A 25,841-nucleotide genomic window follows, 5' to 3' on the forward strand; every position below is an offset into this window, starting at 1 on the left:
CCCCTGCTCCCCTGCACCCCTGCCTTCAAACTACGGTAAGTCAGTACTTCCCATTAAATACAAATCGCATTCACGGGCAGCACCTCGACCTTCGTTGAAAGCCCAAACGACGAGGCTTTGACCGCGACGACAGTCACCAGCGGCGAACACACCGGGAATGCTGGTATTGTATTTACCGTAGTCGGCTTTGACATTGCTGCGGGCATCGCGTTCCAAGCCAAGGGCATCTAGCAGCGGTTGTTCTGGCCCCAAAAAGCCCATTGCTAAAAGCACAAGTTGGGCGGGAATGACTTTTTCCGTACCTGGGATGTGTTTGGGAATAAACTGACCTTTTTCGTTTTTCTCCCATTGCACCTGTACAGTATGAACGGCTTTGACATTGCCGTTTTCGTCACCTTCAAACTTGGTGGCTGTAGTGGTATAAACACGGGGATCATCACCAAATTTCGCTGCTGCTTCCTCTTGTCCGTAGTCCATTTTATAAACTTTCGGCCATTCGGGCCAAGGGTTGTCCGCTGCCCGTTCTGAGGGTGGCTGGGGTAAAATTTCCACTTGGACGAGGCTGTTGCAGCCGTGACGAATGGAAGTTCCTACGCAGTCCGTTCCGGTATCGCCACCACCGATAATTACCACGTCCTTACCTTGAGCAGAAATGAAGCCGCCATTTTGACTTTTATCTAAAACTGCCTTGGTGTTAGCGGTGAGGAAGTCCATTGCGAAGTAAATACCTTTTAATTCGCGTCCTTCAATGGGGAGATCTCTAGGTTTAGTGGCTCCTGTACAAAGTATTACCGAGTCAAATTCTTTCAGCAATTGCTCAGAAGTAATATCTTTGCCAACTTCCGTGTTGCAGACAAACTTCACGCCTTCATCTTCCAAGACTTTCAGGCGACGGAGGACTACTTGCTCTTTGTCCAATTTCATGTTAGGAATTCCGTACATGAGCAATCCGCCTGGACGATCGGCCCTTTCAAACACAGTCACCCAATGTCCGGCTTTGTTGAGTTGAGCAGCGGCGCTAAGTCCAGCAGGGCCCGATCCGATGATCGCAACTTTTTTTCCAGTCCGCTTAGTGGGTGGATCTGCGACGATCCAGCCTTCATCCCAGCCTTTTTCTGCGATCGAATACTCAATATTTTTAATCGTAACAGGTGGGTTGTGAATACCCAAAACACAAGCGCCTTCGCAGGGTGCAGGACAAACTCTTCCGGTAAACTCAGGGAAGTTGTTAGTTTTGTGCAGGCGATCGAGTGCTTCGCGCCAAAGTCCGCGATAAACTAAATCATTCCATTCTGGAATCAAATTATTAATTGGACAACCGCTTGCCATTCCACTAATGACAGTTCCCGTGTGGCAAAATGGCACGCCGCAGTCCATACACCTTGCGCCTTGGGTGCGGAGGTTTTCTTCTGCCATTGGCAGGTGAAACTCGTCCCAGTTGCGAATGCGATCGATCGGTTCAACTTCCGATGCTACTTCCCGAAGAAATTCGATAAATCCTGTTGGTTTTCCCATTGTTTGTTACCTCAAAAATTACAAAAGTTTATTATTAATCAGTCGCTGAGATGCAATTTTCGCTTGACTTCAGCAAGTGAAATTGTTTGTGTTTGCTGACCGCGTTCATCCAATAGTGCCATCAACTTTTTGTTTTGGCGTGTTTTTACTACCTCGACCTCAAAATCATCAACCGCACTTAAAATAAATTTACTGCCATCAGTGAGTTGCACAATTATATCCTCATCACGGGCTTGTTCTAATAACGCACGAATCTCAGCAGAATCTTCAGAAATTTCAACATTTTTCATAATCCATATTCCTCTCCATGAATAAACAGTTTTTTATAGTTGATTGGCAACAGGAAGTTTTAACTTTACCAGTGATTTTTGTAGTACACTAGGTTTAACGCTTAACCAAATTTGATTGCGATCGTCTTCCGTGTATCCAACCACAACAGCGCCAACAGATGAGCCAATATCGGGATACATTTCTGGTGTCATCGATCCTGTATCCAGAAAATCAGTAATTTGAATAATTCCTCTTACCTTTTCATCACCAATATCGACAAAAACTCCAAAAGGAGTATGAGCTTCAACTGTACCGTAGATTAATTTACCGAGTTGATATTTAGATTTTATCTGGTTCCAAAATTCTTCGTTCATAATCAATTATTGCTGTTTGAGTACTCTTGGAAACTGGTTTAAGATGGGGAACAGATTGTGAGGAATTGCTAGTTCAATATTTGGCCCGCCCTGATAAGCTCTTTCAAGCGGCTTAAAATTTTGGTCATAAGTTTGTTTGTCTATTATTACCTCCAATATTCCTTGTTTGTAATGATTGTTATATTCTTCAGCCAGACTTCTAGAATTGGGTGCTGCAAAGTAGCATTTACCATCTAAATAAGGGGGATTGTTGGGAAAGTCTACTGCTTGAAAACCATCTTTTAGTAATTTCTCAGCTTTACCTGGTTGGGGAGCTTTATAGATTGTAACTGTCTGTTGAAAAATAGTTTGTGCCATTTATAAAGTAAGAATGAGAACGCCATAACTCATGAAGTTTTCCCAGACTTACTGGCAATGTATTCCTGAATAGTTTGATAGTCTCCCCTTTGATATGCTTTTCTCGCTTCTTCAATGTCTGCCATAACTTGTGGTTCTTGTTCTAGTGATTCTTCTGATTCAAACACCAAATCCTCTAAAATTTCTAAAAGTTCACGCTTTTTTTCCAAATCTAGAGATGTAATTGCTTCAACCAATGATTCAAAGGGAACGTTAAATTTAACTATTGTCATTTTTTCCTCTTTAGTTTAATGGTGCATAAGCCTCGAAATCTGCTAAGGGTTCGTCAAAATCATCTGACATTTCAATTAAGCCTTTTGCACTCCCAAATTTAGGGCGTGTTTCTGCTGCAAAAGCAAGGCAAGCTTTGATATCATCAGATGTAAGTTCAGAAAAGTCTTCTAAAATCTCCTCTTCAGTCATTCCACCAGCGAGATATTCCAAAATATCATACACAGTAATTCGCATTCCTCGAATACAAGGGTTGCCACTGCGTTTTCCCGGTTCAATTGTAATAATTTTCTGGTAATCCATAAGTTATTAACCTTGCCATAAATTCCTATATTAACCGTAGTTATTTTTTTGAATTAAGGAGATCGTTTATATTTTTTTTGCTGGATGTAGTCATCTATATTATTGAGTAAATCCTGCAAGTAGGTAATAACGTCATTTTTAATCTCTATCAACTCTCTCATAACTTTATTACTAGATGCTTGGCAAAATGAAGCATTACCATGTGCTAAATCACATCTCATTTTGACTACGTGATCCAAGACGTACTTTACTCGTTTCTTATCAACTGTTATTTTGCCAAAGAAACCATAGTTTCTAATTATTTGCTCGATTTTTTCAGCGTTTAAATTTCCAGATATTAGAAAATTTAGCTTATCTTTTTCTAATTTTATTGGTAAATTTTCTATTACAGAATTTAAAATTTCTTGAATGTTTTTAACGACATTCTTTTTAGTTATAGGAAGCTTTGTGAAGCTATCACTTTGATATTCCAACCATATAGATTGGATATTTTTATTTAAATCCTTGTAAATTAAACCGTCATCATGAATAGCATCATAGATGGCTAAAATACCATTACGAACTGATGATTCTATCAGATTATATAGAATCAAGTAACAACTCGCCTTCAATATTTTTTTAAGGTCACTGTCTACATCACAAGTATCTCCATCTGGAAGCGAGAGTGAGTTAAATTTATGAGTTTCGAGCTTGTCAATCGCACTAACAAGCGTAAAGTACTTCTCCACTTCTTCCACTCTGTTCTTGAACTCATCTAAGCAATCTTTCATTTTTTATTAATCAGCTTATTTTTCACGTAATCAATTCTTTCTCTCATATTATCGGGTTTATGAGTTTGATACCGACCTATCGGAATTTTAAAATTTCCACACTGGTTATTTCCTTCTGAATCCGTCCATATTTTTTGAACAATGTTATAGGGAATTTGCTTAAGAGCTAGATAGGAACCAACCGCAATTGCCTCAAAATAAGGTCTTGAAGTTTCTTCAGAATATGAATATTTAGCAAACCCACTTGGAAAAGTTTTTTCTACAAAATCCAGCATTTTCTCAAAATCTTGCTTTTTCTGATTCATTTCTGCCTCTGCCTCACTAGCATTTGAGTTTTTTAGCTGCAAGTATTCATCTAGAAATCTCTCTACCCCTGTATCCTCTAAACTTGCACCATCATCAAGTCTAAAATCAGGGTAAGTCTCTGAAAAAGCAAAAAATCTTAAGACAAGTTCAGCTTCTTCTTGTCTATTTTTAAAGTGATAACCTACAGGACATAATTTTTTAAATTTTGTATTTGCAGAACACTCAAATACAAAATCATTGAAAGCACCCTTGAAAATACCTTTCCTTTTCTCCATAGGAAATAAGGGAAGGCTACTTGTATTAATACGATCAAACATATCATTTCTAACTTCTTGATCTGCCTTGGAAGACAAAACAATCATCCTCATAGGTGTGTTTTTTAATTTTCTCTGCCGAGACGGTAGAAAGTCTTCAAAGCTAAAGCCATTTAATTGATCCAGAGTAACAAGATTTCTCAATTTTAATTCGTTAGCTAGAAATCTTGCTAACGTTCTCACTCTTTGAGAACCATCAACAATTTCTAGCCTCCCTGTTTCTTGAATCTCTGCAACAAAAATCAGGGGTATAGGCAGTCCTAATATAATTGACTCTATTAACCTTGATTGGCGGCGTTCATCCCAAACGAATTCTCTCTGATATTCGGGAACATAAATTTCATTTTTGTCATCATCTAGACCCCTAACGTATTTATCAACAATGTATTCAATTGTGAACTCTCGCGTATCGTAGTCAACACTCTGCTTTTTATCCTCTATTTGTGATTCTGCTTTGTCAATTCTGTCTTTTATAGTAATAGGTTTCATACAATTATTTACCCTCACTAAAGGAAGTATAACAAGGAGCAATAAGCCCCCTGTTTGTTCACATTAAAACTCTAGCTTCCGCCAATCCGAGAAACGTCACGGGCGTTTTCTTCAAAGGCTGCGGCTAATGCTTCGTCTCCGCTTAAGCCGGATTCAAATGCACGTTTTAAGCATTCGAGGACTCGTTTGTAGTCGCGGGGCATGACTTTGACGAATTTGAATACCATTTCTTCCCAATTGTCAAGTACTTTGGCGGCTTTTTGGCTTCCGGTGTATTCGCGGTGTTTTTGGATCATTTGGTGGATGGTTTCGATGTCTTCTTCGTCGAGGGGTTCGATGTCCGCCATTTGGGTGTTGCAGCGGGTGGCGAAGTCGCCTGTTTCGTCGAGGATGTAGGCTACTCCTCCACTCATTCCGGCGGCGAAGTTGCGTCCGGTTTTTCCTAAGACTACGACTTTTCCGCCTGTCATGTATTCGCAACCGTGATCTCCGACGGCTTCGACGACGGTGTTTACGCCGGAGTTGCGGACGCAGAAGCGTTCGCCAGCGATACCGTTGATGTATGCTTCGCCTTTTGTTGCGCCGTAGAAGGCGACGTTTCCAATGATGATGTTTTCTTCGGGGACGAAGGTTGAGGTTTTGGGGGGGTAAACGATGATTTTTCCACCGCTTAAGCCTTTTCCTAAGTAGTCGTTTGCATCGCCTTCTAATTCTAAGGTTACGCCTTTGGGGACGAATGCGCCGAAGCTTTGTCCTGCACTTCCTTGGAAATGTAGGTGTACTGTGTCTTCTGGAAGTCCTTCCCAGTGACGTTTGGTGATTTCGTTTCCTAAGATTGTTCCGACTACTCGGTTGATGTTTTTGATGGGTAGGGTGGCTTTTACTTTTTCGCCTTTTTCGATCGCATCCTTACACAAATCCAGCAATACTGTAATATCGAGGGATTTGTCTAAACCGTGATCTTGGGGAATCTGACAGTAACGACCAACTTCCGGGCCGACTTCCGGTTGATATAAAATCTTAGAAAGGTCGATGTTTTTGGCTTTCCAATGTTCGACGGCTTTTTTCGGTTCTAAAACATCTGTCCGTCCAACCATTTCGCTGAGGTTGCGGAAACCAAGTTCCGCCATTAGTTCCCGAACTTCTTGGGCGATGAACTTCATAAAGTTTACCGTATGTTCGGGGTCGCCTGTGAATGCTTGGCGTAACTGTGGGTTTTGGGTTGCAATTCCGGCGGGGCAGGTGTTAAGGTGACAAACACGCATCATGATGCAACCGAGTGTTACCAAGGGTGCGGTTGCAAAACCGAATTCTTCTGCACCTAGTAAGGCTGCAACTACTACATCCCTTCCGGTTTTCATTTGTCCGTCGGTTTCTACGGCGATGCGACTGCGTAAGTTGTTTAAAACTAAGGTTTGGTGAGTTTCGGCGAGTCCGAGTTCCCAAGGTAAACCTGCGTGTTTGATGGAGGTTTGCGGTGATGCGCCTGTTCCTCCGTCATAACCGGAGATTAACACAACGTCGGCGTGGGCTTTGGCTACACCTGCTGCGATCGTACCTACTCCAACTTCCGAAACTAATTTTACACTAACCCTCGCTTCCCGATTCGCATTCTTTAAATCGTGAATCAGTTCCGCCAAATCTTCAATCGAGTAAATGTCATGGTGAGGCGGTGGCGAAATTAAACCTACTCCGGGGGTTGAGTGACGAACCTTCGCAATCCAAGGATACACTTTTCGTCCGGGTAATTGTCCGCCTTCTCCCGGTTTCGCCCCTTGCGCCATTTTAATTTGTAATTCCCGCGCTTGGGAAAGATACAAACTCGTTACGCCAAAACGTCCTGATGCTACTTGTTTGATTGCACTATTCTTGGAGTCGCCTTGTTCGTTTGTCCAAGTGTAACGTTCTGGATCTTCTCCGCCTTCTCCTGTGTTAGACTTGCCTCCGATGCGGTTCATGGCGATGGCGAGACTTTCATGGGCTTCTTGGGAAATTGAACCGTAACTCATTGCGCCTGTTTTGAAGCGTTTCATGATTGCTTCTATCGGTTCAACTTCTTCGATGGGGATTGGTTGACGTTCTTTGAATTCTAATAATCCGCGCAAGGTGAAATGTTTTTTCCCTTGTTCGTTTACCAGTTTGGCGTATTGTTTGAAGGTTTCGTAACTTCCTGTCCGAACTGCTTTTTGTAAGGTGTGAATAGTTTCGGGACTAAATAAGTGCGCTTCACCTTCTTTGCGCCATTGATATTCGCCACCAACATCAAGGGTGTGTCCGTTGACTTCGCGATCGGGAAACGCATGAGAATGTCGTAAAATTGCTTCTTGAGCAATTACTTCTAAGTCTGCACCTTCAATCCGCGATGCTGTCCAAGTAAAATATTTGTCGATGACTGTTTTGTTCAGTCCAATGGCTTCAAAAATTTGGGCACCACGATAACTTTGAATGGTAGAAATCCCAATCTTGGAAGCGACTTTAATTACACCTTTGGTTGCTGCTTTGATGTAATTCTTACAAGCGGTTTTGTAATCAACGTTGAGGATTAATCCTTCGTTAATCATATCTGCGATCGTCTCAAATGCAAGATATGGATTTATCGCGCCGCAACCATAACCAATTAAAGTTGCATAATGATGTACTTCTCTCGGTTCACCTGATTCTAAAACTAATCCGACTCTGGTGCGCGTACCTTCCCGAATCAAGTGGTGATGTAAACCGGAAACTGCTAAAAGTGCAGGGATGGGGGCGTTTTCTTTGTCGATGTCTCTGTCGCTTAAGATGATTATACTCGCACCATCTGCGATCGCATCATTCGCCTTTTGGAAAATCTCTTCCATCGCACTTTCCAATCCCTTGACTCCCGCTTTGGGATCGAACAAAATTGGCAAAGTAATCGACTTAAATCCGCCTTCATTAATATATTTGAGTTTCGCCAATTCTTCATTACTCAGAATCGGAGTTTTCAACTCGATTAAATGACAGCTTTCGGGAACTGGGTTGAGTAAGTTTCTTTCTGCACCGATCGTAGTTTCTGCCGATGTGATAATCTCTTCTCTGATGGAATCTATCGGCGGATTTGTCACTTGAGCAAATAATTGCTTAAAGTAATCGTAGAGTATTTTTGGTCGATCGCTCAACACCGCCAAAGGTGTATCCGCACCCATCGCGCCAACTGCTTCCACTCCATCTCTCGCCATTGGAGTTAACAGCAACCGCAACTCTTCAAAGGTGTAACCGAATGCGGTTTGACGTTGGGTTAGGGAATAATGACTATCTGCTGTGGGTTGTTGTAGAGACGTTGCATGCAACGTCTCTACCGCCGCCGCGTTATCATTTCCCAGTTTCGCCAGTTCTACCATGTTTTCCTTAATCCAATCGGCGTAAGGATGTTCGTTGGCAATTTTATTTTTGATTTCCTCGTCAGCGATGATTCTTCCTTCTTCCATATTGACGAGGAACATTCTTCCTGGTTCTAAGCGTCCTTTCACAGCTACCCTTTCTGGTTCAATGGGTAGAACTCCGGCTTCTGATGCCATAATTACTAAGTCGTCTTTGGTGACATAGTAACGAGAAGGACGTAAACCGTTGCGATCGAGCACTGCTCCCATCATCGTACCATCGGTGAATGCGATCGAAGCAGGGCCGTCCCAAGGTTCCATCAAGCAAGAATGATACTTGTAAAATGCCTTTTTCTCTGGACTCATTGATTCATGCGCCGTCCAAGGTTCGGGAATCATCATCATTACCGCATGAGGTAAGGAACGTCCCGCCAAAACCATTAATTCCAAAGCGTTATCGAAAATCAGCGAGTCACTTCCATCTATATTAATAACTGGTTTGATCTTTTTAATGTCATCGCCAAACAATTCTGATTCAAACAAAGATTGTCTAGCGTGCATCCAGTTAATGTTACCCCGCAATGTGTTGATTTCGCCGTTGTGGGCGATGTAGCGGTAGGGGTGCGCTCTTTCCCAACTGGGGAAAGTATTTGTACTGAAGCGGGAGTGAACTAACGCCAATGCGCTTTCCATGTCAGGGTCGTGCAAGTCAGGGTAATATTGTCCTACTTGCACAGGCATTAACATTCCTTTGTAAACGATCGTCCGAGAAGATAAACTACTGGGATACCACATTGGATCGATGTGAGACGCACGAATCGCTATATGAGTACGTTTGCGAATCACATAAAGTTTTCTCTCAAAAGCCCAGTCATCAACAAGATCAGCAGAACGTTGGATAAAAACCTGTCGCATGAAGGGTTCGCTGGACTTTGCTGTGTCACCCAATGATGAGTTATCTGTGGGTATGTCGCGCCAACCTAGTACTTTCTGTCCTTCTTCCGCGACAACAGCTGCAAAATATTCTTGAGCTTTTTGCCGAACCGCAGGATCGGGAGAACAGTATATCATCCCTACTCCATATTCTCCTGGTTCTGGCAGGGTAAAACCTTCTGCTGCTGTGACTTTCTGCAAAAACTTGTGCGGTACTTGCAGCAAAATACCTGCGCCGTCTCCGGTATTCGCTTCGCAACCGCAAGCGCCACGATGGTCTAAGTTTAAGAGAATTGTTAATCCTTGTTCTACGATTTCGTGAGATTTGTTGCCTTTCTGATGGACAATGAATCCCACACCGCAAGCATCATGTTCAAATTGGGGATCGTATAAGCCTTGTGTTTGAGGTACTGTGTTACTGTTCATCATTGATTGAGTATAGAGTGCGTTGTATGTAATCAACCGTCCTAGAACGACTGAGATGTTTATATGGCAAGACTAGTCAATCTAAAATCTTGCCTATTCGCTAAATTAGGAACAAATCCAAATTTTCTAAAAGCTTTATCCAATAAGTGTTTTGTAGAAATAGGTAACACTTGATTGTAGCCTTGCCACTTTAATGATTTGTTCAGTTTATCTATTGGGATAAACTCTTTGAGCAATATCGGCAAGGTTAGCAAACACAGCGGCTGCAATGACATTAACGGTCGATAGTAATTTACTACTAAAGTTCTGTTGTTTCATGCTGAAAGTGGGAAGCTGTTAACGATAGCTATGAAGGATTTTCTAACGAGGCTGGCTCTTAGGTGCCAGATCTTAAGGAAAGTTTTAGCTAATCTGCAAATTTTACTTAAAAATCTCAGGCTGTAAACCAATTTGTTAATCAGTTTTATACAACTTTATCTAATTAAATATTTGCCGGAAAGGTTTGCTACTTAAGTGTAACTTATGATGCAGAAATTTGGGATTGATGTTTTGCTTACCTGGGTCAGCAATCTCTGACTCAGAAATTAGCAGTTTTAGGTTTTGATTCATGTTCTATGCTTGAGCAAATAGGCCCAGAATCTCTGGGAAACGGAACTCATAGCTTAACTCTTGGCACTATTGCAAAGCAAGTACGTCATTGTATTTTAGATTTTGGATTTTGGATTTTGAATCGCTCCTAGAGAATAATTTATGAATATGGGCTAAAGTCGGCGATCGTAATTGTTGTAACTTTGGAGTAGGTGATTATGAAATCTTTATACTTTTATACTCTTTTATTGGGATTATCTGTGAGTTGGCTGGGAAGTGATGCGGCATTAGCCGATCGCCAAGGAAATCGCAGTTATGCTAATAACAATATATCAGCAGAAAATTTGCTAATTTCTCAAACTCCGGCGAAAGTGGAAACCTTCACCGTCAGTGGTACAGAACCTTTTTGGAGTGTAACTGTCAACCGCAATGGCATAGTTTATTCATCACCAGCAGTAAGCAAACGAACTTACCCTTATGTTGCACCAATAAAAGCAGAAGGTCGTCCTATTGATGTAGTAAGAGTGTACCGACTTAATGGACAACCAAACGGGACATTAATAATAAAAAAAGCCAATTCTTGTAGTGATGGAATGTCAGATAAACTTTATCCCTACGAGGCTATTTTGATTTTAGGTAATCAGGTAATGGAAGGTTGCGCGGAAAGAAAATAAATAAAAGTTTTCCTTCACGCTTCTTCCGTTGCTTCGTCTGACTTTTGGGCTACTCTCGGATTAAGAGGAGAACTTTGTCTGAGTTCTTCCTCTTCTTCGGTTCTGTAACCGGATTCTGGTTGATAATATTGAGGAGTTTGATCCTTTTCTTGATTAACGTCTGTTGATGATTGGCTGGAAGGTTGATTTTGTTCGGTAGTCATAATTTTACTCTTTGGGTAATAGTGAACGTGCTAACGCACAAGCTGGCACAAACATATTCATAATAAAAAACTCCAGGTTTTTTAACCTCTGACTAAAGAGAGGTTAATTCATTCTTCCTGAAGTTGAAGCAAGTATTATCAATATATAGTAACAACCACGCTACACGAACGAAAGTTAATCTCTATGGTTAATCTTCCATCCAAAATTCGTGATAAATGCGATATTGGCAACTACTAAAAAATCCTGTGGTTAAGCAGGCTTCAATTATTTGAGGGTTGAGTGCAGCATTCAACAGTTTAAGGCAGTTTAACAGATTATCACGGTAGCGGCGATCGCCTTGAACAACAATCCAGTTATCTTCTAAATTAAACATAAGGTCTCTTCCTATCTCTACTTTTATATTTCCCATTCTCATGATTAATATCAACATAGGGCAAATTAATTTTTTAATTCCCTTGACAAGTGACAGGGAGAAAGTAAATTTACCATTGAACTATTTAAGTTGGTTACGTTGCTTAAGGGAAATTAAAGAAAATCAACGCTAAAAAATGAGTAATTTCTAAAGAAATTCATAAAAAGTTAAACAAACTCCTGCTAAATCTATCACAGTAAATTCTTTTGGCCCCCAAGGTTTTGTTTCTAGTTTGCCGTTAGGATGAATCATCTCGCCGCCTTTGCTTTCTAACTCTTGATAAAGTTCTTCAATACCTGTTACTTGCAGGCGTAGAGATATTTCTTTGGCTAAATCATGATAATCGTTTTTGACTAAAAAAATCTCTGCGTTGTCTCGTTTGACTATTGCCATTCTGGTAGGATTTCCTTCTTGATGAATGGTAGTAAATCCCAGTTTTTGTTCATAAAATTTAATGGATTTTTCTAAGTCATCGCCTGCGGGAATCAATGGACTAATATTGCCGATTTGAGGACGGTTGTTCATTGCTGTCATAATTGCTGAGCGTTACTTTAATTAATTATATTGACAATCTCCGTCTAAGATTAACCTGATTGGGTAAAGTCTTAAGATTTGATTAATTAAGCGATCGCTACTTAGCTTTTTCCATTGATAAACTAAAACATAATAAATTAAAATATAGAGAAAAATACATGGGTTTAAACTAGATTTTTTAATTTTTGTTTGGGTAATCTAAAGGATAGATAGTCATAGTAAAGCTGTAATCAGCAATGAAAAGATTGAATTATAACTGAAATTATTGAATTTGAAAGAATCAGGTTATAAAAGTTGATTTTATTCAATAAAACTTTTCATAAATTTACAGCATTTACACAACTTACAAATAGAGGTTGGGAAAAATGGGTACGGCATTTTTTAATAAATTTCAAAACAAGCTGAGTCTTTTATTAGCGATCGGACTTGTCGTTCCAACTGTAATTGTCAGTGTTTACAGTATTAATTCTTCAAGTCGAGAATTGACATCTTTAGTTTCTGGACAGATGAAATTGGAAGGAGAAAACAGTAAAAAGTCAATTAATCAATTAATAGATATTAGTAAAGCCGATGTACTTTATCTGAGTCAAACTCCACCAATCCAAGGGATTGTTAGAGCTAGAGAAAATAATGACATCGATCCTCTAGATCAATCTACTTATTCAGAATGGGTAAAACGGCTCAATATTATTTTTGTTTCTTTTTTAGAAGCTAGACCTTATTATTACCGGATCAAATATTTAGATCAAAACGGTAAGGAATTAGTTAGAGTCAATTCTAGGTCAGGTTCAGTAGAAATTGTTCAAGGTTCTCAACTACAAAACCAATTTAACACAAAATTTTTTAAAGACGCTATAAATTTGCGTCTGGGAGAAGTTTACGTTTCTGAAGTTAATCTGAATCGAGAAAATGGAAAAATTGAAACTCCATTCGTACCAATTATTAGATTTGCCACTCCTATCTACAATGCTCAAGGGGAAAAACGAGGTCTCGTAGTTGCTAGTATTTTAGCAAATAATTTATTCCAAAATGGCAAAAATGATTATTTAAAAAATAATTTTGAACAGCGATTTTTTGTAGTAAATGAGGATGGATATTATTTGTATCATCCAGATGAAAGTAGAAATTGGGGATTTGAACTAAATAAAGATACAAATCTGAAAAGAGACTATCCTGCTGAAGTAGTTAACGAGATCCTATCTGGACAAAATGGTTTAACTGACAAAACAACCAACTCTTTAATTAATTATCAGTCATTTTTACCCGATCCACAACACAAAGATAGTGCTTTTGTGTTGGTTTACGAAACTCCTGAAAAAGCTGTTTACTCTTCAATTGATAATTTTAAGTTTTTTGCGTTCATTATATCAGTTTTATCCCTGTTAATTGGTTTATTAGTGGGAATTGTAATCCTGCGTAGCTTGGTTAAATCGATTCAAGAAATTGTCGGAACTGTGTCTTCTTTTTCTACTGAACTTTCATCTACGGTGGTGCAACAAGAAAGAATGGCAAGTCAACAGTCTTCTTCAGTGCAACAAACAACAGCAACTATGGATGAATTGAGTGTTTCCTCTCGTCAGTCAGCAGAGCAAGCTGAATCAGCTGCTTTAGGTGCTCAGGAAAGTTTACGACGAGTCGATCAAGGAAATAATGCTGTTCAACGAGTTCTAGAAGAAATGAATAATCTGAAACAAAGGGTGGAAGAAATTGCGGAAAACGCGGTTCATTTGGGACAGCAAACTAATCAAATTGGCAATGTTTCCGATGTGGTGATCTCTTTAGCAAATCAGACTAATATGTTAGCGTTAAATGCTGCGATCGAAGCGGTAAGAGCCGGAGAAAATGGTAAAGGTTTTTCAGTTGTGGCTGCTGAGATTCGCAAATTAGCAGATGAAAGTGGTAAGTCTGCTCAACAAATTACTGCTTTGGTTAAGGAAATTCAAACAGCAATTCATGTAATGGTTGGGGTAGCTGAAGCTGGTACGAAAAATGTGGATTTAGGTGTGCAAATTTCGCACGATATGGCGAAAATTTTTGCAGATATTGCTCAATCAGTGGAAAAGATTGTGGAAAATAGTCAGGCGATCGCTTTAACTTACAAGCAACAAGCGATCGCTACCCAGCAAGTTACAGAAGCGATGAATCATCTCAGCCAAGGCGCAAACGAAACAGCAAAAGGTATTTCGCAAACAAAACAAGGCACCCAAGAACTTAAGCAAGTGGTTTTGAAATTGAGCGAAACAATCTAATCCTTTGCTAAGTATGTTGTTGCGCTTGGGCACTCCTATCCCAGTTTTAATCAGAGCGAAGACACACAACGTACTTAGGGACTCTTGCGTTTAGTTTTATTAAGAGATATAATAACGGATGTTCGATATAAATTGCTTTTTCCCTAATCTTATAAGTTAAGTATGGAAATTCATACTGTATAACTAACAGGAGAAGGGTATTAATTTATTGTGTGTTATGCCGAAAATTGTTGACCACGACGTATATCGTAGAGAACTGTTAAATAAGTGTTTTGATTTGTTTGCAGAAAAGGGTTATGGCTCGATTACTATGCGGCAAATTGCTGATGGTTTAGGTGTTTCAACGGGTACTTTGTATCATTACTTTCCTAGTAAAAAAGCTTTATATGAGCAGTTAGTAGAAGAGATTAACAGACAGGATTTGTTGAAAGTAGCGGCTGAATTAGAAGGAACTCAAACGTTGCAAGAACGCATTGAAGCTTGCGGGAGATTTCTGAAAAAAAATGAAGACTATTTTATTAAACAAACGTTTATTATGATGGATTTCTGCCAAAATAACGATCCTCAAGAAATCAAAAGTAATCCTGTAATTAAATTAACTATTGAACGTTCTTTGCAAGCAATTTGTGAACTTTTAGATTTTGACGATCGGGCTTTAGCTGCCTTTATAATGACGCATATAGATGGATTATTGCTGCAAAGAATTTGGCTAAAAGAAGAAATTTCAATTAGCGAACAATTTGTAATTCTAGGAGAGATGATCGCAATGTATTTAGACAAAAAAAAGTTATGTTATGAGGAAAAACCATGAATATAAACTTGCCATCTAAACAGACAAATCAGTGGTTAATTGGATTAATAGCTGCGGCGACTGCGGCGACTGGGGGAATTATTTATTATGCAATTTCTCAGTCTGGTTTTCTCAGTCAAACAACTCCTGCACCGACTGTGGTAACGACACCAGTTGTGAGGAAAGTAACAGCTTTAGGAAGATTAGAACCAGAAGCGGAAATAATTAAATTGTCTGCTCCTTTGTCTTTGGATGGCGATCGCATTGGCGAAATATTAGTAAAAGAAGGCGATCGCGTCAAAGTCGGACAAGTAATCGTAGTTCTCGACTCCAAAGAACGTTTACAAACTGCTTTACAACAGGCGCAAGAACAAGTAAAAGTTGCTCAAGCGAAATTAGCACAAGTAAAAGCTGGTGCGAAAAGTGGAGAAATTCAAGCACAACAAGCAAGCGTAGAACGTTTACAAGCACAATTAGAAGGAGATAAAGCGGCGCAATCTCAGGCGATCGCACGCATAGAAGCACAGTGGTCTGGGGAAAAATTAGCTCAAGAAGCTACGATTAGAAAACTAGAAGCAGAACTCAACAATGCAGAAGCAGAATTAGGTCGCTATCAAAAGTTATTTGCTCAAGGTGCTATTTCTAATTCCTTGTTTGATAGTAAGCGTTTAAGTGTAGAAACAACTCGCCAACAATTGAACGAAGCTAGGGCGAATTTAGAGAGAATTACTACTACCAATAGTAAGCAATTGCGGGAAGCAAAAGTAATTTTAGATCGGATTAATGCTACTGGTGGTAAACAAATTCGAGAAGCGCAAGCGACACTGAGACAAATTGCGGAAGTTCGTCCAGTGGATGTGCAAGCAGCACAAAGCGAAGTTGATAATGCGATCGCCGCCGTGAAACGAGCCCAAACTGATTTAAACTTGGCTTTTATTCGTGCGCCAATTACAGGTGTAATTTTGAAAGTGCATAATCGACCGGGAGAAAAAATCTCCAGTTCAGGAATTGTGGAATTAGCACAAACCGATCGAATGATGGCGATCGCAGAAGTCTATCAAACCGATATTGGCAAAGTTAAAATCGGACAAAAAGCGACCGTTACCAGCCAAGCTTTTTCCAGTGAATTAACCGGATTTGTAGAACGAATTGGTCTACAAGTTGAGCGCCAAAATGTTTTCAGCAATCAACCCGGAGAAAATTTAGACCGCCGAGTAGTCGAAGTGAAAATTCGCCTAACTCCCGAAGATAGTAAACAAGTTGCAGGTTTAACAAATTTGCAAGTTCAAACAGCAATTGAACAGTAAATTACTGTTAACTTTTTTTATAACGGATGACCAATATAAAATTTTTGGAGTTAAACACACCTCTCTTCTTCTCTCTGCGTCTGGAGCGGTTAAAAAAAATCTAAAGAATCATCATGTTTCCCAAATTATTTCGCAAAACCCCCTTAGCATGGCGACAATTAATGAAAGAAAAAGTCCGTTTAGCCGTTGCAGTTGCAGGTATTGGCTTTGCGGATATGTTGATATTTATTCAGATGGGATTTGAAGGAGCATTATTTAATGCAGCAGTTAAACCTCATCGCAATCTTCAAGCTGATTTAGTATTAATTAATCCCCAATTTCAAACCCTGTTTTCTGTGAAAAGTTTTTCCAGAGAAAGACTATATCAAACCTTGGCTTACGACGGGGTAAAATCTGTTAGTTATGTTTACATTTCTACAGGACAATGGCGCAATCCTGAAACTCGCTTAGATCGAGCAATTTTAGTTTGGGGAATCGATCCAGCATCTCCAGCGTTTAGTTTTCCTGAAGTGCAGCAAAATCTTGATAGTTTGAAGCAATTAAATAATGTATTGTTCGATCGCGCAGGCCGCCCCGAATATGGAGTTGTAGAAACTTTTGATAAGACAGGCAAGTTTACCACAGAATTAAATGGGAAAGAGATTCAAGTTTCTAATTTGTTTACCAATGGTGCATCTTTTGCGGCTGATGGGAATGTAATTGCGAGTGATTCCACCTTTTTGACACTGTTTCCCGATCGCAAACCAGAAAACATCGAAGTTGGATTAATTCACCTTAAACCAGAAGCGGATGTAACACAAGTGCAAGCACAATTAAGAGCAGGTTTACCCAAAGATGTTTTAGTACTTACCCCCGAAGAATTCGCCCAAATTGAACGAACTTACTGGGCAAATGGTACAGGAATCGGCTTTATTTTTGGGCTGGGTGTTGGCGTAGGATTTATTGTTGGAATTGTCATTGTTTACCAAATTCTTTATTCTGATGTATCCGATCATTTACCCGAATACGCAACTTTAAAAGCGATGGGATATACCGATAAATATTTGTTAATAGTGCTAATTCAAGAGTCATTAATTTTAGCTGTTTTGGGTTTCTTGCCGGGATTTTTCCTCTCATTTGGCTTATATCAACTTGCTTATGCTGCCACACTTTTACCCATTGAAATGACAATTGAGCGAGCCACCACTGTGTTTTTGATGACAATTGTTATGTGTGTTGGTTCGGGAGCGATCGCAATGCGAAAACTCCGTTCTGCTGACCCTGCCGATGTGTTTTAAAAATTGAAAACTTAACTAATAATTAACCATGCAAAACCTGACTATCGTCAATCAATCAGTGAAAGATATTACTACTGCACCTGTTATTTATGTGGATCATCTTAACCATTACTTTGGGAAAGGTTCACTACGAAAACAAGTGTTATTTGATATTAATTTACAAATTAATGCTGGAGAAATTGTCCTTTTAACCGGGCCATCAGGCTCAGGAAAAACTACCCTATTAACTCTTTTAGGCGGTTTACGTTCTGCTGAAGAAGGAAGTTTAAAAATTTTAAGTCAAGAGATGTCTGGCGCGAGTAAGCAACAGTTAACCAAAGTTCGTCGCCAAATTGGGTATATTTTCCAAGCTCATAATTTGATGAAATTTTTAACAGCAAAAGAAAACGTGCGAATGTCTTTAGAACTGCATGATGAAAAGTTGAAACAAGACATCGATGCGATCGCGATCGCCATGTTAGAAAAAGTTGGTTTAGGAGACAGAGTTAACTATTACGCCGAAAATTTGTCAGGGGGACAAAAGCAAAGAGTTGCGATCGCCAGAGCATTAGTTAGCCATCCTAAAATAGTTTTAGCCGATGAACCTACCGCCGCCCTTGATAAAAAATCCGGGCGCGATGTGGTGGAATTAATGTATAAATTAGCCAAAGAACAAGGGATAACAATTTTATTAGTTACCCATGATAATCGGATTTTAGATATTGCCGATCGTATCCTGTACATGGAAGACGGTTGTTTAGTCAGCGATGGCACAGATGTAACTGCAAAAATGCACTAATGGAGGAAAGGCAGAAGGCAGAGGGCAGAAGTAAAAATTCCCCTTGTCCCCTTTTCCTCTTGCCCCTTGTCTCCTTGTTTCCCCTGCTCCTCTGCCCTTTACCTCTCTTCAGGTGGTAAGAAATCATAAAGGATTTCATCAGGTTCATCTTCTATAAAATCATCATCTTCATCAGTGTTTGGTTGAAATTTTTCAACCATTCCTAAAGAGCTTGATTGACGATTTTTTACAACAATAGTTAGTTCTGCTAATTGCCTTTTTAACATAGTTACCTCTACTTCCAAAACATTGAGGCGACTGTCATCAGTGTTAGCATTTTCACCCAAGTATTGCCCCAAAGCTTCATAAAAAATTTTACTTGGCTGTGTCTTCCTTTCTTTCGCCAAAAGTTCGATTTTCGCTTGCCATTCTTGGGGAATTTTGCAACTGACTTTAACTTTTTCTCCCATTATTCACCTTGCCGTCGTTTAGATTTTTTATATTTTATAGGACTTAGACAAAAAAGCCTGTTTTTACTCAGATCTTGCTCCAGTAAGGAGCTAAAACCTCCCAAGACTTCGTTCCCAGGTGGAACGAGAAATAGAGGCTCCGCTCAGGAGTGCAAGATCTCCTAAATTATAGAGAGTTTCGCTCATCGTTATTTCACAGGGTAGAGAAATAAGTAGTAACTTCGATCTCTTGTAGGTGATGCTTTGATTTATCTTATTTCTGCGTAAACGCAAATATTTTGGTTAATTATTTGGGGAATCAATTCCCTAACGCACCCTACAAACTTGATTAATTGGTAACTCAATTGTAAAAGTTGTCCCTTCTCCTAATTTATATTTACAATAAAGGTTTCCCTGATGAACTTCAGTGATAATCCGATGAGAAATTGACAAACCTAAACCAGTTCCTATTCCTATTAATTTAGGAGTAAAAGTTTGCTCAAATATTCGCTCTTTAATTTCTGCATTCATAAAAATTTCTATTAATATATAATCATTACCGATGTTTTTGCTATTTATAGTAATTTGTTTGAGATTTAAATCATCACTATTGTTTTTGGATTCTAATAAAGTATTAATTGCCTTACCAAGTACAGTCAAAAATACTTGATTTATTTGCTCGATATAACATTCTACAGGTGGTAATTCATCAAGGTCTTTAATTATTTCTATCTTGTTTTTGTGAAGATTATACAGTAATAATAAACAACTTTCAATTCCTACGTTAATATCTGATAATCTCATTTTGGATTCATTTGAGCAATAAAAATTTCGCAGATTTTGGACTAATTCTCGAATTCTATCTGCTCCTACTTTAATAGAATCGATTATATATGGCAAATCTGCCCGCACATAATCTAAGTCAACCTCTTCCCTAACTTTTTCAATCTCAACATTAGCTGAATGAATTTCCTGATAAACATCAATTACTTTCAGCAATCCTTGGGTATACTCTTCTAAATAAGGCAAATTACCATAGATAAAATTAATCGGATTATTAATTTCATGAGCAATACCAGAAACCAATTGACCTAAAATAGTTAACCTTTCTATTTGTGCTAAATGTCCGTGAATTTTTTCTAAATTAGTCTGGGCTTCTTGCAAAGATTGGCTTTGCTGTTGTAATTTCTCTGTAGCTTCCCGCAATCTTTGTTCTAACTCTTGTTTAGATTCAATAGTTGGAGTTGAATTAAGTAACGACTGATAACGTTGATATACAATAAAAAAAGCGATCGCAGGTACTAACTCCAACCAATTCCCCACCATCTGTCCCAGAACAAAATTATTGTCACTGGCTATAGTAATTTTTGAAAAAATGTAACTTATACTACCGATTAAAAACAAACTTGCTATTAAAATATTTAACCAATTAACTGCGACTTTTCGATAGCCCCATAAATCCCCAAATATCAACAAGCTAATGACAAAGTAGCAGCCAGCAATAATGATATTTTCTAACCCCCCCACTAAATCTGCATCAACTAAGATGTAAGCGATCGGAAAACAAATTGTATCCCACATAAATATTCATATTCCTGTCAACTACTGGTAGCGTCACCTTGATGAATCGGGGGATTAAACGAAACCAGCGCCAAACCATAGACTTCTTGCCCAAACCAGATCGGAACGTAAAGGGTAAAACAAAAAAGTTGAGAAATTTCCTTTCTTTATCAACCCTTACCTTTTGAACCTGAGTCTGGTTCAAGCACCATAAATAAAAACATTTTTCCCAGAAATCTTAAATCTCAGATATTTTGCAAATACACTTCGACAAATTCCTGAGACTTAAAATTGTACCATCTGAATTATTATACTAGAGAATTCGCTCAAAGAAAAAATAGTAGATTTTCCAATTGCATTGTACCCTAAACATGGGTAAAGCTTAGTTTTCATCCCAGACTATGGGAATTTACCTTCCTGCTTGACTAGGCTAGTGCCATTCAACTGGAGTCGATTTGACAGCTAGCATTACAATAATCTTTACACTCTTAAGGTAAATTTTATTATCGTCATCCATCCCAGGATAAATATTTCTAGATTTTTTTTCGTGAGTTAGACCACCATGTACCGGAAACTGTTTCAGCTGCATCAGCTAAAAAGCCATACACATCGCACCGAAGTCTTGCTAGACCGCTTATGGGTCATCGGCTTGCTAATAGCAGCATTAACTCTTTATCTAACCAATCTAGGTGGTCTGCCTTTGCGAGACTGGGACGAAGGAATAGTCGCCCAAGTTGCCCGTGAAATACATAATGCACCCCCAGGATCGTTACGCTGGCTTTACCCCACCTTAGCCGGAGAAGCTTACATCAACAAGCCGCCCTTGATTCATATTCTCATCGCCAGCACCTATTCAATCAGCGGAATTATTAATGAGTGGACAACTCGCTTACCAGGGGCAATATTAACAGCCTTTTCTGTACCACTACTCTACGGCGTTGGGCGAGAAATCTTCATAAGAAGGCTATGGGCAATTTTTAGCGCCTTAGTTTACCTCACTTTATTACCAGTGGTGCGACATGGACGTTTAGCGATGTTAGATGGGGCGATATTGTGCTTTTTTCTCTTCACAATTTGGTGTTTATTGCGCTGTCGTCGAGACTTACGTTATTGCTTAGGGGTGGGGATTGGATTAGGATTGATTGCTTTAACTAAAGGTTTTTTAAGTTTATTATTAGGATCGATCGCACTAGCATTTATAGCCTGGGACACCCCCCGATTACTAACATCAATTTACTTCTGGAGTGGCATCATCATCGGTAGTTTACCCGCCGCCTTTTGGTATGCAGCCCAACTACTACATCACGATCCAGCTTATGTAGAAATCTTTATTAACCAAGGCATTTTTAACCAATCCCTCAAACGTATATGGGATCGAGTTGACAATCATGCAGGCCCACCTTGGTACTACATCCTAGAAATCCTCAAATACAATTGGCCTTGGTTAGTATTTCTCCCCCAAAGCTTAATTTTAGCTTGGGAAAATCGCAACCTTAGTTGGGCGAAATTAATCCTCACTTGGGGTGGTATTTACTTACTTGTCATCTCCATTATGACTACCAAACTGCCTTGGTATGTCCTGCCAATTTACCCAGCATTCGCACTATTAATCGGCGCACAATTAGCAGAACTTTGGAATTGGCCTAGCACCAAACCCTTTCCCCGGTCTTGGTTTACTCTTTTAACCATCTTAGTTATTGGTTCCTGGGCAGGGTGTATTTATTTTGCCAGATTCACAGCCCAACTAGAAACAGATTTAGTCCTAACCTTGACTGCAATAGCATTAACAATGACGATCGCCATTGTATTAATGTTAAAACGCGACCTGCAATTCATCATCATTTTGTTTTGGGGCAGTTATCTCTCCCTATTTCTCTTAATGAATTCCAATAATTGGGTATGGGAACTAGCTGAACAATACCCAGTAAAACCAGTTGCCCAAATGATTCAAGAAAGTCAGCTACCCCCCGCTCAAAAAATTTACACATCTCACCCAGCTTTTCGCCCTTCCTTAAATTTCTATAGCGAACACCAAGTCATTCCTGCCACTGATGACAACCTGAAAAAAATTTGGCAAGAACAGCCCTCACCCTACTTCTTACTCAGGTCATATTTTCCCAAAAAACTTAACCTAGAACCCGTAAAAATCATCGGTCAAGTGAAAACAACTACTCCAGAACCAGAAGCTAGCTGGGTCTTAATTACCAAAGACAAATATTACTAAATAACTATTTTTGGGAACTGGGGACTGGTAAGTTTTGAGTTTTGAGTTGAGTTTTAAGTTTTGAGTTAAAGAATTTCCTTGTCCCCTTGTCTTCTTGTCCCCTTATCCCCTTGTCCCCTTGTCCCCCCTGGAAGGACTATCAATTAAAATCAATTAGTTAGGTTTTGCCACCCAATCTATAAGTTGCTGAATAGGATTTTTTTCCGCAGATTTTTCATCTAAAGTTGCCATACCATAACCTAAAAAAATAGCACTGCAAATGATAGCAATTAAAGAAATTGGTTTGGCAATGCGAAAATCGCGACCTATTCTAGCTAAAGGACGACTTTGGCGACGTAACCTTTGCCCATCAGTTCGATGTTTGGGAATTGAAAGAGGGTCTCTGACATAATGACCGCTTTGACTAACCACAAAGCGTTCATGACAATAGGGACACATATAGAGTCCACCACCACCTACGTTACTCAGCTTCCTTCCCTGAGAACGATAACAAATGGGGCAAGTAACAGAATTGCCATCAAAAGTGTGAGCATTCATCAGAATTTCCTACTTTTCCACAGGTTGTGCCTTTTTTCAGTGCAAATTTAATAACCCTGCTGTCACGCATAGCGCCCAGCCTAGATTGGTCACTGGGATGAGCTAGTGCTATCATAAGATGACTTTGAGCAAGACCCATCCTTACTAAACATTTCACATTTCCAGCAAAGAAGGCAAGTTAAAGATAAATTTATTCAAAGATAACTTTGTATATAGTTCCCCATCACTAGTCTACCCAAATTGACTAGCAAAACAGCATACTTTTAGCCTTCCTTATCGTTAAAATTTATATGAGAAGCCTGTGACAAAATTTAAGCTTTCTCTAATTACTTAATATACTCACGTTTTATATAATGACTCCCATTCCTCCCGTTGATTTACGGTTAAATCAACCACCTTTGCCAGATACGGGAAATTCTGGTCATCTGTCTAACTCCTCTCCCCTATTCACCAGACTTCTCAATCGTCTTCAGCCATCACCGGAGACGGTAGTCATGCTTTTAGCAGTACTCATCGGTGGTGGAACTGGCATGGGAATTGTCACATTTCACTATTTGATTGAACTTATCCACAGTCTTGCCCTAGAGCATTTCATGGGGCTAATCTCTCATTGGGGCGCTTGGACTTTAGCTTGTGTTCCTACCCTTGGCGGTCTAATCGTCGGTTTAATGCGTTGGCGCTGGCAAGATTTGGGCCCCAGCATTTCTTCGATGATTGCGGCTACTCAGGGTTCCTTAAATGATATGTCTCGCCAACTCAGACCAGTGACTAAAATGGTCGCAGCTTCCGTGTCTTTGGGAACTGGGGCTTCTTTAGGCCCAGAAGGGCCAAGTGTAGAAATTGGCGCGAATTTCGGAATGTTACTCGGTCAAGTCCTGCAAGTTTCTCAAGAACGACATCGGTTACTTTTGGGCGCAGGGGCGGCGGCAGGTTTAGCGGCTGGGTTTAATGCGCCCATTGCTGGGGTGTTTTTTGCTTTGGAAGTAGTCATAGGAACTACTTTTGCGACTTCGGCGGTTAGTGTGGTGCTGTTAGCGGCTGTGGTTTCGGCGTTAATTGCCCAAATTGGCTTGGGGGCACAACCTGCTTTTAGTTTGCCTGTTTATGAGGTTCGCAGCCCTTTAGAGTTGCCTTTATACATGGGTTTGGGTTTACTGGCTAGTTTAGTATCCCTGACTTACACCCAAGCAATTCAAACTGCTGGACGTTGCTTTAAGGGACAAATTAAAGGCTTTGCTTGGTTGGGTAAAATTCCTCGTTTTGTTCATCCGGTAATTGGTGGGTTATGTGTTGGGTTAATTGCTTTAAAATGGCCGCAAATTTTGGGCATTGGCTATGAAACTGTGGAGGCGATGCTGCAAGATGTGGAGTTTCCCCTTCATTTGTTGGTGGTGTTACTGGTGGTGAAACTGGTAATGACTGCTGTGAGTGTGGGAAGTGGTTTGGTTGGTGGTGTGTTTGCGCCTGCGATGTTTTTGGGTGCTTCTTTAGGTGCTGCTTATGGTCAAACTCTGGCTATTGTGTTGCCGGGAATGAGTGCTAGTATGGCTGGGCCACCTGCCTATGCAATGGTGGGGATGGCGGCGGTTTTGGCTGGTAGTGTACGTGCGCCGCTGACGGCGATTCTGTTACTGTTTGAGTTAACGCGAGATTATCGGATTGTTTTGCCTTTGATGGCTGCTGTGGGTTTAAGTGTGTGGTTGGTGGAGTTGCTCAAACCAAGTGCGACTCAAGCTTTGAATCTTCAGCAAATGGGTGTAAATTTGAGTAAAGACCAGAATGTTGAGGTCTTAAAACAAATGCCTGTTTCGGCGGCTATGCAGCCACCTAAGTTGTTACTTTCTGATTCTTTATCAGTTTTAGAGGCTGGTTTTTCTTTAACGAATCATCAGTGTCATACTGCTTTGGTGGTTGATGACCAAGAGCAGTTAATTGGTTTGGTTACTTTGCAAGATATTAATCGAGCGATCGCACGCGCAGAAACAAGTCTCTCTGGTTATAATATCCTTGACCAAAAATTGGCTGATATTTGCACCAGAGAGATACTTTACGCTTACGAAGATGAATCTTTAGCTGATGCTCTATCGCGCATGGCGGCGCGGGGTTTGCATCAGCTACCAGTAGTGGCGCAAGATAATCCTCAGCAAGTTTTAGGTTTATTGGAACAGGAAGGCATTAATTTGGCTTGTACTGTGGCAGTTACTCATCAAGCAATTAATCGTTACCTGCCCATGTTGGCTCAAGAGTTGCCTGTATCCAAAGCTAAACAAAGCGTTTGAACACTTTAAACGCTGCATCATTACAATCAAAGAAGGTATCCTTTGTCGATCGGGAATTCTTGCTCAGGCTGGCAGCTATAAGCGAGTTCCCGGTCTTTTTTCTTGAGAAGCAGCTGCATTGAGTAAAGTTTTTCTTGGTTAATGCTTTGCTTCACAATTTATTTTTACGAGAATTTGCTGAAATTTGCAGAATGTCGATCGCATTTGAGCAATTACTCTCATAACATAAGAAGGCAGAAGGCAGAAGGCAGAAGGCAGAAGGGAAGTCAGGTTATTATGTTCTAACTTTTTACCCGTTTTCAACTGCTCAATCATTTCTACTGCGCTGTACTAGC

At 39.9% G+C, this 25,841-nt stretch carries 23 protein-coding genes and 2 pseudogenes; 8 read left to right on the plus strand and 17 right to left on the minus strand.

Annotated features, from left to right (window positions below; translation table 11 throughout):
- Positions 1 to 30: 30 nt before the first annotated feature.
- The 11 genes and pseudogenes from gltD to IQ264_RS33485 all read right to left on the minus strand — a co-directional run bounded on the left by gltD (position 31) and on the right by IQ264_RS33485 (position 10,274).
- Positions 31 to 1,515, minus strand: coding sequence for a glutamate synthase small subunit (gene gltD / locus IQ264_RS19035; RefSeq protein ID WP_193982383.1), 1,485 nt, complete (start codon positions 1,513 to 1,515; stop codon positions 31 to 33).
- 38 nt (positions 1,516 to 1,553) lie between these two features.
- Positions 1,554 to 1,805: a hypothetical protein gene (locus IQ264_RS19040; RefSeq protein ID WP_193982384.1), complete on the minus strand. Its 252-nt coding sequence runs from the start codon at positions 1,803 to 1,805 to the stop codon at positions 1,554 to 1,556.
- A 33-nt stretch (positions 1,806 to 1,838) separates the two neighbouring features.
- Positions 1,839 to 2,159 (minus strand): S1 RNA-binding domain-containing protein, encoded by a 321-nt coding sequence (locus tag IQ264_RS19045; RefSeq protein ID WP_193982385.1) that lies wholly within the window; start codon positions 2,157 to 2,159, stop codon positions 1,839 to 1,841.
- Positions 2,160 to 2,165: 6 nt separating this feature from the next.
- Positions 2,166 to 2,516: a hypothetical protein gene (locus tag IQ264_RS19050; RefSeq protein WP_193982386.1), complete on the minus strand. Its 351-nt coding sequence runs from the start codon at positions 2,514 to 2,516 to the stop codon at positions 2,166 to 2,168.
- A gap of 29 nt (positions 2,517 to 2,545) precedes the next feature.
- The gene (locus tag IQ264_RS19055) at positions 2,546 to 2,788 is read right to left on the minus strand and encodes a hypothetical protein (protein ID WP_193982387.1); all 243 of its coding nucleotides are present in this window, start codon (positions 2,786 to 2,788) and stop codon (positions 2,546 to 2,548) included.
- A 10-nt stretch (positions 2,789 to 2,798) separates the two neighbouring features.
- Positions 2,799 to 2,879, minus strand: a pseudogene (locus tag IQ264_RS33480) (hypothetical protein); the annotation flags it as partial.
- Positions 2,880 to 2,897: 18 nt separating this feature from the next.
- Positions 2,898 to 3,089, minus strand: a pseudogene (locus tag IQ264_RS19060) (DUF433 domain-containing protein); the annotation flags it as partial.
- Between the two features lie 53 nt (positions 3,090 to 3,142).
- Positions 3,143 to 3,859, minus strand: a complete 717-nt coding sequence (locus IQ264_RS19065; RefSeq protein ID WP_193982389.1) for an MAE_28990/MAE_18760 family HEPN-like nuclease — start codon at positions 3,857 to 3,859, stop codon at positions 3,143 to 3,145.
- Positions 3,856 to 4,968, minus strand: a complete 1,113-nt coding sequence (locus IQ264_RS19070) for a DUF262 domain-containing protein (RefSeq protein ID WP_193982390.1) — start codon at positions 4,966 to 4,968, stop codon at positions 3,856 to 3,858. Before IQ264_RS19070 ends, IQ264_RS19065 begins: the two co-directional genes overlap by 4 nt.
- A 71-nt stretch (positions 4,969 to 5,039) precedes the next feature.
- Entirely contained in the window at positions 5,040 to 9,665 is a 4,626-nt protein-coding gene (gltB, locus tag IQ264_RS19075; protein WP_193982412.1) for a glutamate synthase large subunit, read from the minus strand.
- A 477-nt stretch (positions 9,666 to 10,142) separates the two neighbouring features.
- Positions 10,143 to 10,274 (minus strand): hypothetical protein, encoded by a 132-nt coding sequence (locus IQ264_RS33485; RefSeq protein WP_265583083.1) that lies wholly within the window; start codon positions 10,272 to 10,274, stop codon positions 10,143 to 10,145.
- A 197-nt stretch (positions 10,275 to 10,471) separates the two neighbouring features.
- Between IQ264_RS33485 and IQ264_RS19080 the strand changes: the two genes are divergently transcribed.
- Positions 10,472 to 10,927, plus strand: a complete 456-nt coding sequence (locus IQ264_RS19080; RefSeq protein ID WP_193982391.1) for a COG3650 family protein — start codon at positions 10,472 to 10,474, stop codon at positions 10,925 to 10,927.
- Between the two features lie 14 nt (positions 10,928 to 10,941).
- Here the strand turns inward: IQ264_RS19080 and IQ264_RS19085 are convergent, their stop codons facing one another.
- The 3 genes from IQ264_RS19085 to IQ264_RS19095 all read right to left on the minus strand — a co-directional run bounded on the left by IQ264_RS19085 (position 10,942) and on the right by IQ264_RS19095 (position 12,077).
- The gene (locus IQ264_RS19085; protein WP_193982392.1) at positions 10,942 to 11,130 is read right to left on the minus strand and encodes a hypothetical protein; all 189 of its coding nucleotides are present in this window, start codon (positions 11,128 to 11,130) and stop codon (positions 10,942 to 10,944) included.
- Between the two features lie 188 nt (positions 11,131 to 11,318).
- Positions 11,319 to 11,504: a hypothetical protein gene (locus IQ264_RS19090; RefSeq protein WP_193982393.1), complete on the minus strand. Its 186-nt coding sequence runs from the start codon at positions 11,502 to 11,504 to the stop codon at positions 11,319 to 11,321.
- A 186-nt stretch (positions 11,505 to 11,690) separates the two neighbouring features.
- Positions 11,691 to 12,077, minus strand: coding sequence for a VOC family protein (locus IQ264_RS19095; RefSeq protein WP_228061649.1), 387 nt, complete (start codon positions 12,075 to 12,077; stop codon positions 11,691 to 11,693).
- Positions 12,078 to 12,442: 365 nt separating this feature from the next.
- On the opposite strand from IQ264_RS19095, the gene IQ264_RS19100 reads away from it, so the two are divergent.
- The 5 genes from IQ264_RS19100 to IQ264_RS19120 all read left to right on the plus strand — a co-directional run bounded on the left by IQ264_RS19100 (position 12,443) and on the right by IQ264_RS19120 (position 18,478).
- A complete protein-coding gene (locus IQ264_RS19100; protein ID WP_193982394.1) occupies positions 12,443 to 14,326 on the plus strand; it encodes a methyl-accepting chemotaxis protein in 1,884 nt (627 codons plus the stop codon).
- Positions 14,327 to 14,543: 217 nt separating this feature from the next.
- Positions 14,544 to 15,137 (plus strand): TetR/AcrR family transcriptional regulator, encoded by a 594-nt coding sequence (locus IQ264_RS19105; RefSeq protein WP_193982395.1) that lies wholly within the window; start codon positions 14,544 to 14,546, stop codon positions 15,135 to 15,137.
- A complete protein-coding gene (locus tag IQ264_RS19110; RefSeq protein WP_193982396.1) occupies positions 15,134 to 16,423 on the plus strand; it encodes an ABC exporter membrane fusion protein in 1,290 nt (429 codons plus the stop codon). The genes IQ264_RS19105 and IQ264_RS19110 overlap by 4 nt, the downstream gene beginning before the upstream one ends.
- Before the next feature lie 113 nt (positions 16,424 to 16,536).
- Entirely contained in the window at positions 16,537 to 17,700 is a 1,164-nt protein-coding gene (gene devC, locus IQ264_RS19115; protein ID WP_193982397.1) for an ABC transporter permease DevC, read from the plus strand.
- A gap of 28 nt (positions 17,701 to 17,728) precedes the next feature.
- Complete coding sequence (locus tag IQ264_RS19120) at positions 17,729 to 18,478, plus strand: DevA family ABC transporter ATP-binding protein (RefSeq protein ID WP_193982398.1); 750 nt, start codon at positions 17,729 to 17,731, stop codon at positions 18,476 to 18,478.
- A 98-nt stretch (positions 18,479 to 18,576) separates the two neighbouring features.
- Here IQ264_RS19120 and IQ264_RS19125 read toward each other — a convergent pair whose 3' ends face one another.
- Positions 18,577 to 18,927, minus strand: a complete 351-nt coding sequence (locus IQ264_RS19125; RefSeq protein ID WP_193982399.1) for a hypothetical protein — start codon at positions 18,925 to 18,927, stop codon at positions 18,577 to 18,579.
- A 306-nt stretch (positions 18,928 to 19,233) separates the two neighbouring features.
- Positions 19,234 to 20,487 carry a sensor histidine kinase gene (locus IQ264_RS19130; protein WP_193982400.1) on the minus strand — a complete coding sequence of 418 codons (1,254 nt, stop codon included), beginning with the start codon at positions 20,485 to 20,487 and terminating at the stop codon, positions 19,234 to 19,236.
- A gap of 541 nt (positions 20,488 to 21,028) precedes the next feature.
- Between IQ264_RS19130 and IQ264_RS19135 the strand changes: the two genes are divergently transcribed.
- Positions 21,029 to 22,690, plus strand: a complete 1,662-nt coding sequence (locus IQ264_RS19135; RefSeq protein WP_193982401.1) for an ArnT family glycosyltransferase — start codon at positions 21,029 to 21,031, stop codon at positions 22,688 to 22,690.
- Positions 22,691 to 22,843: 153 nt separating this feature from the next.
- Here IQ264_RS19135 and IQ264_RS19140 read toward each other — a convergent pair whose 3' ends face one another.
- Positions 22,844 to 23,227, minus strand: coding sequence for a hypothetical protein (locus tag IQ264_RS19140; RefSeq protein ID WP_193982402.1), 384 nt, complete (start codon positions 23,225 to 23,227; stop codon positions 22,844 to 22,846).
- Positions 23,228 to 23,580: 353 nt separating this feature from the next.
- Here IQ264_RS19140 and IQ264_RS19145 point away from each other — a divergent pair, with 353 nt between their 5' ends.
- A complete protein-coding gene (locus IQ264_RS19145) occupies positions 23,581 to 25,506 on the plus strand; it encodes a chloride channel protein (protein WP_193982403.1) in 1,926 nt (641 codons plus the stop codon).
- Positions 25,507 to 25,841: the final 335 nt, after the last annotated feature.

Source organism: [Phormidium] sp. LEGE 05292, assembly GCF_015207735.1.
GTDB lineage: Bacteria > Cyanobacteriota > Cyanobacteriia > Cyanobacteriales > Aerosakkonemataceae > Floridanema.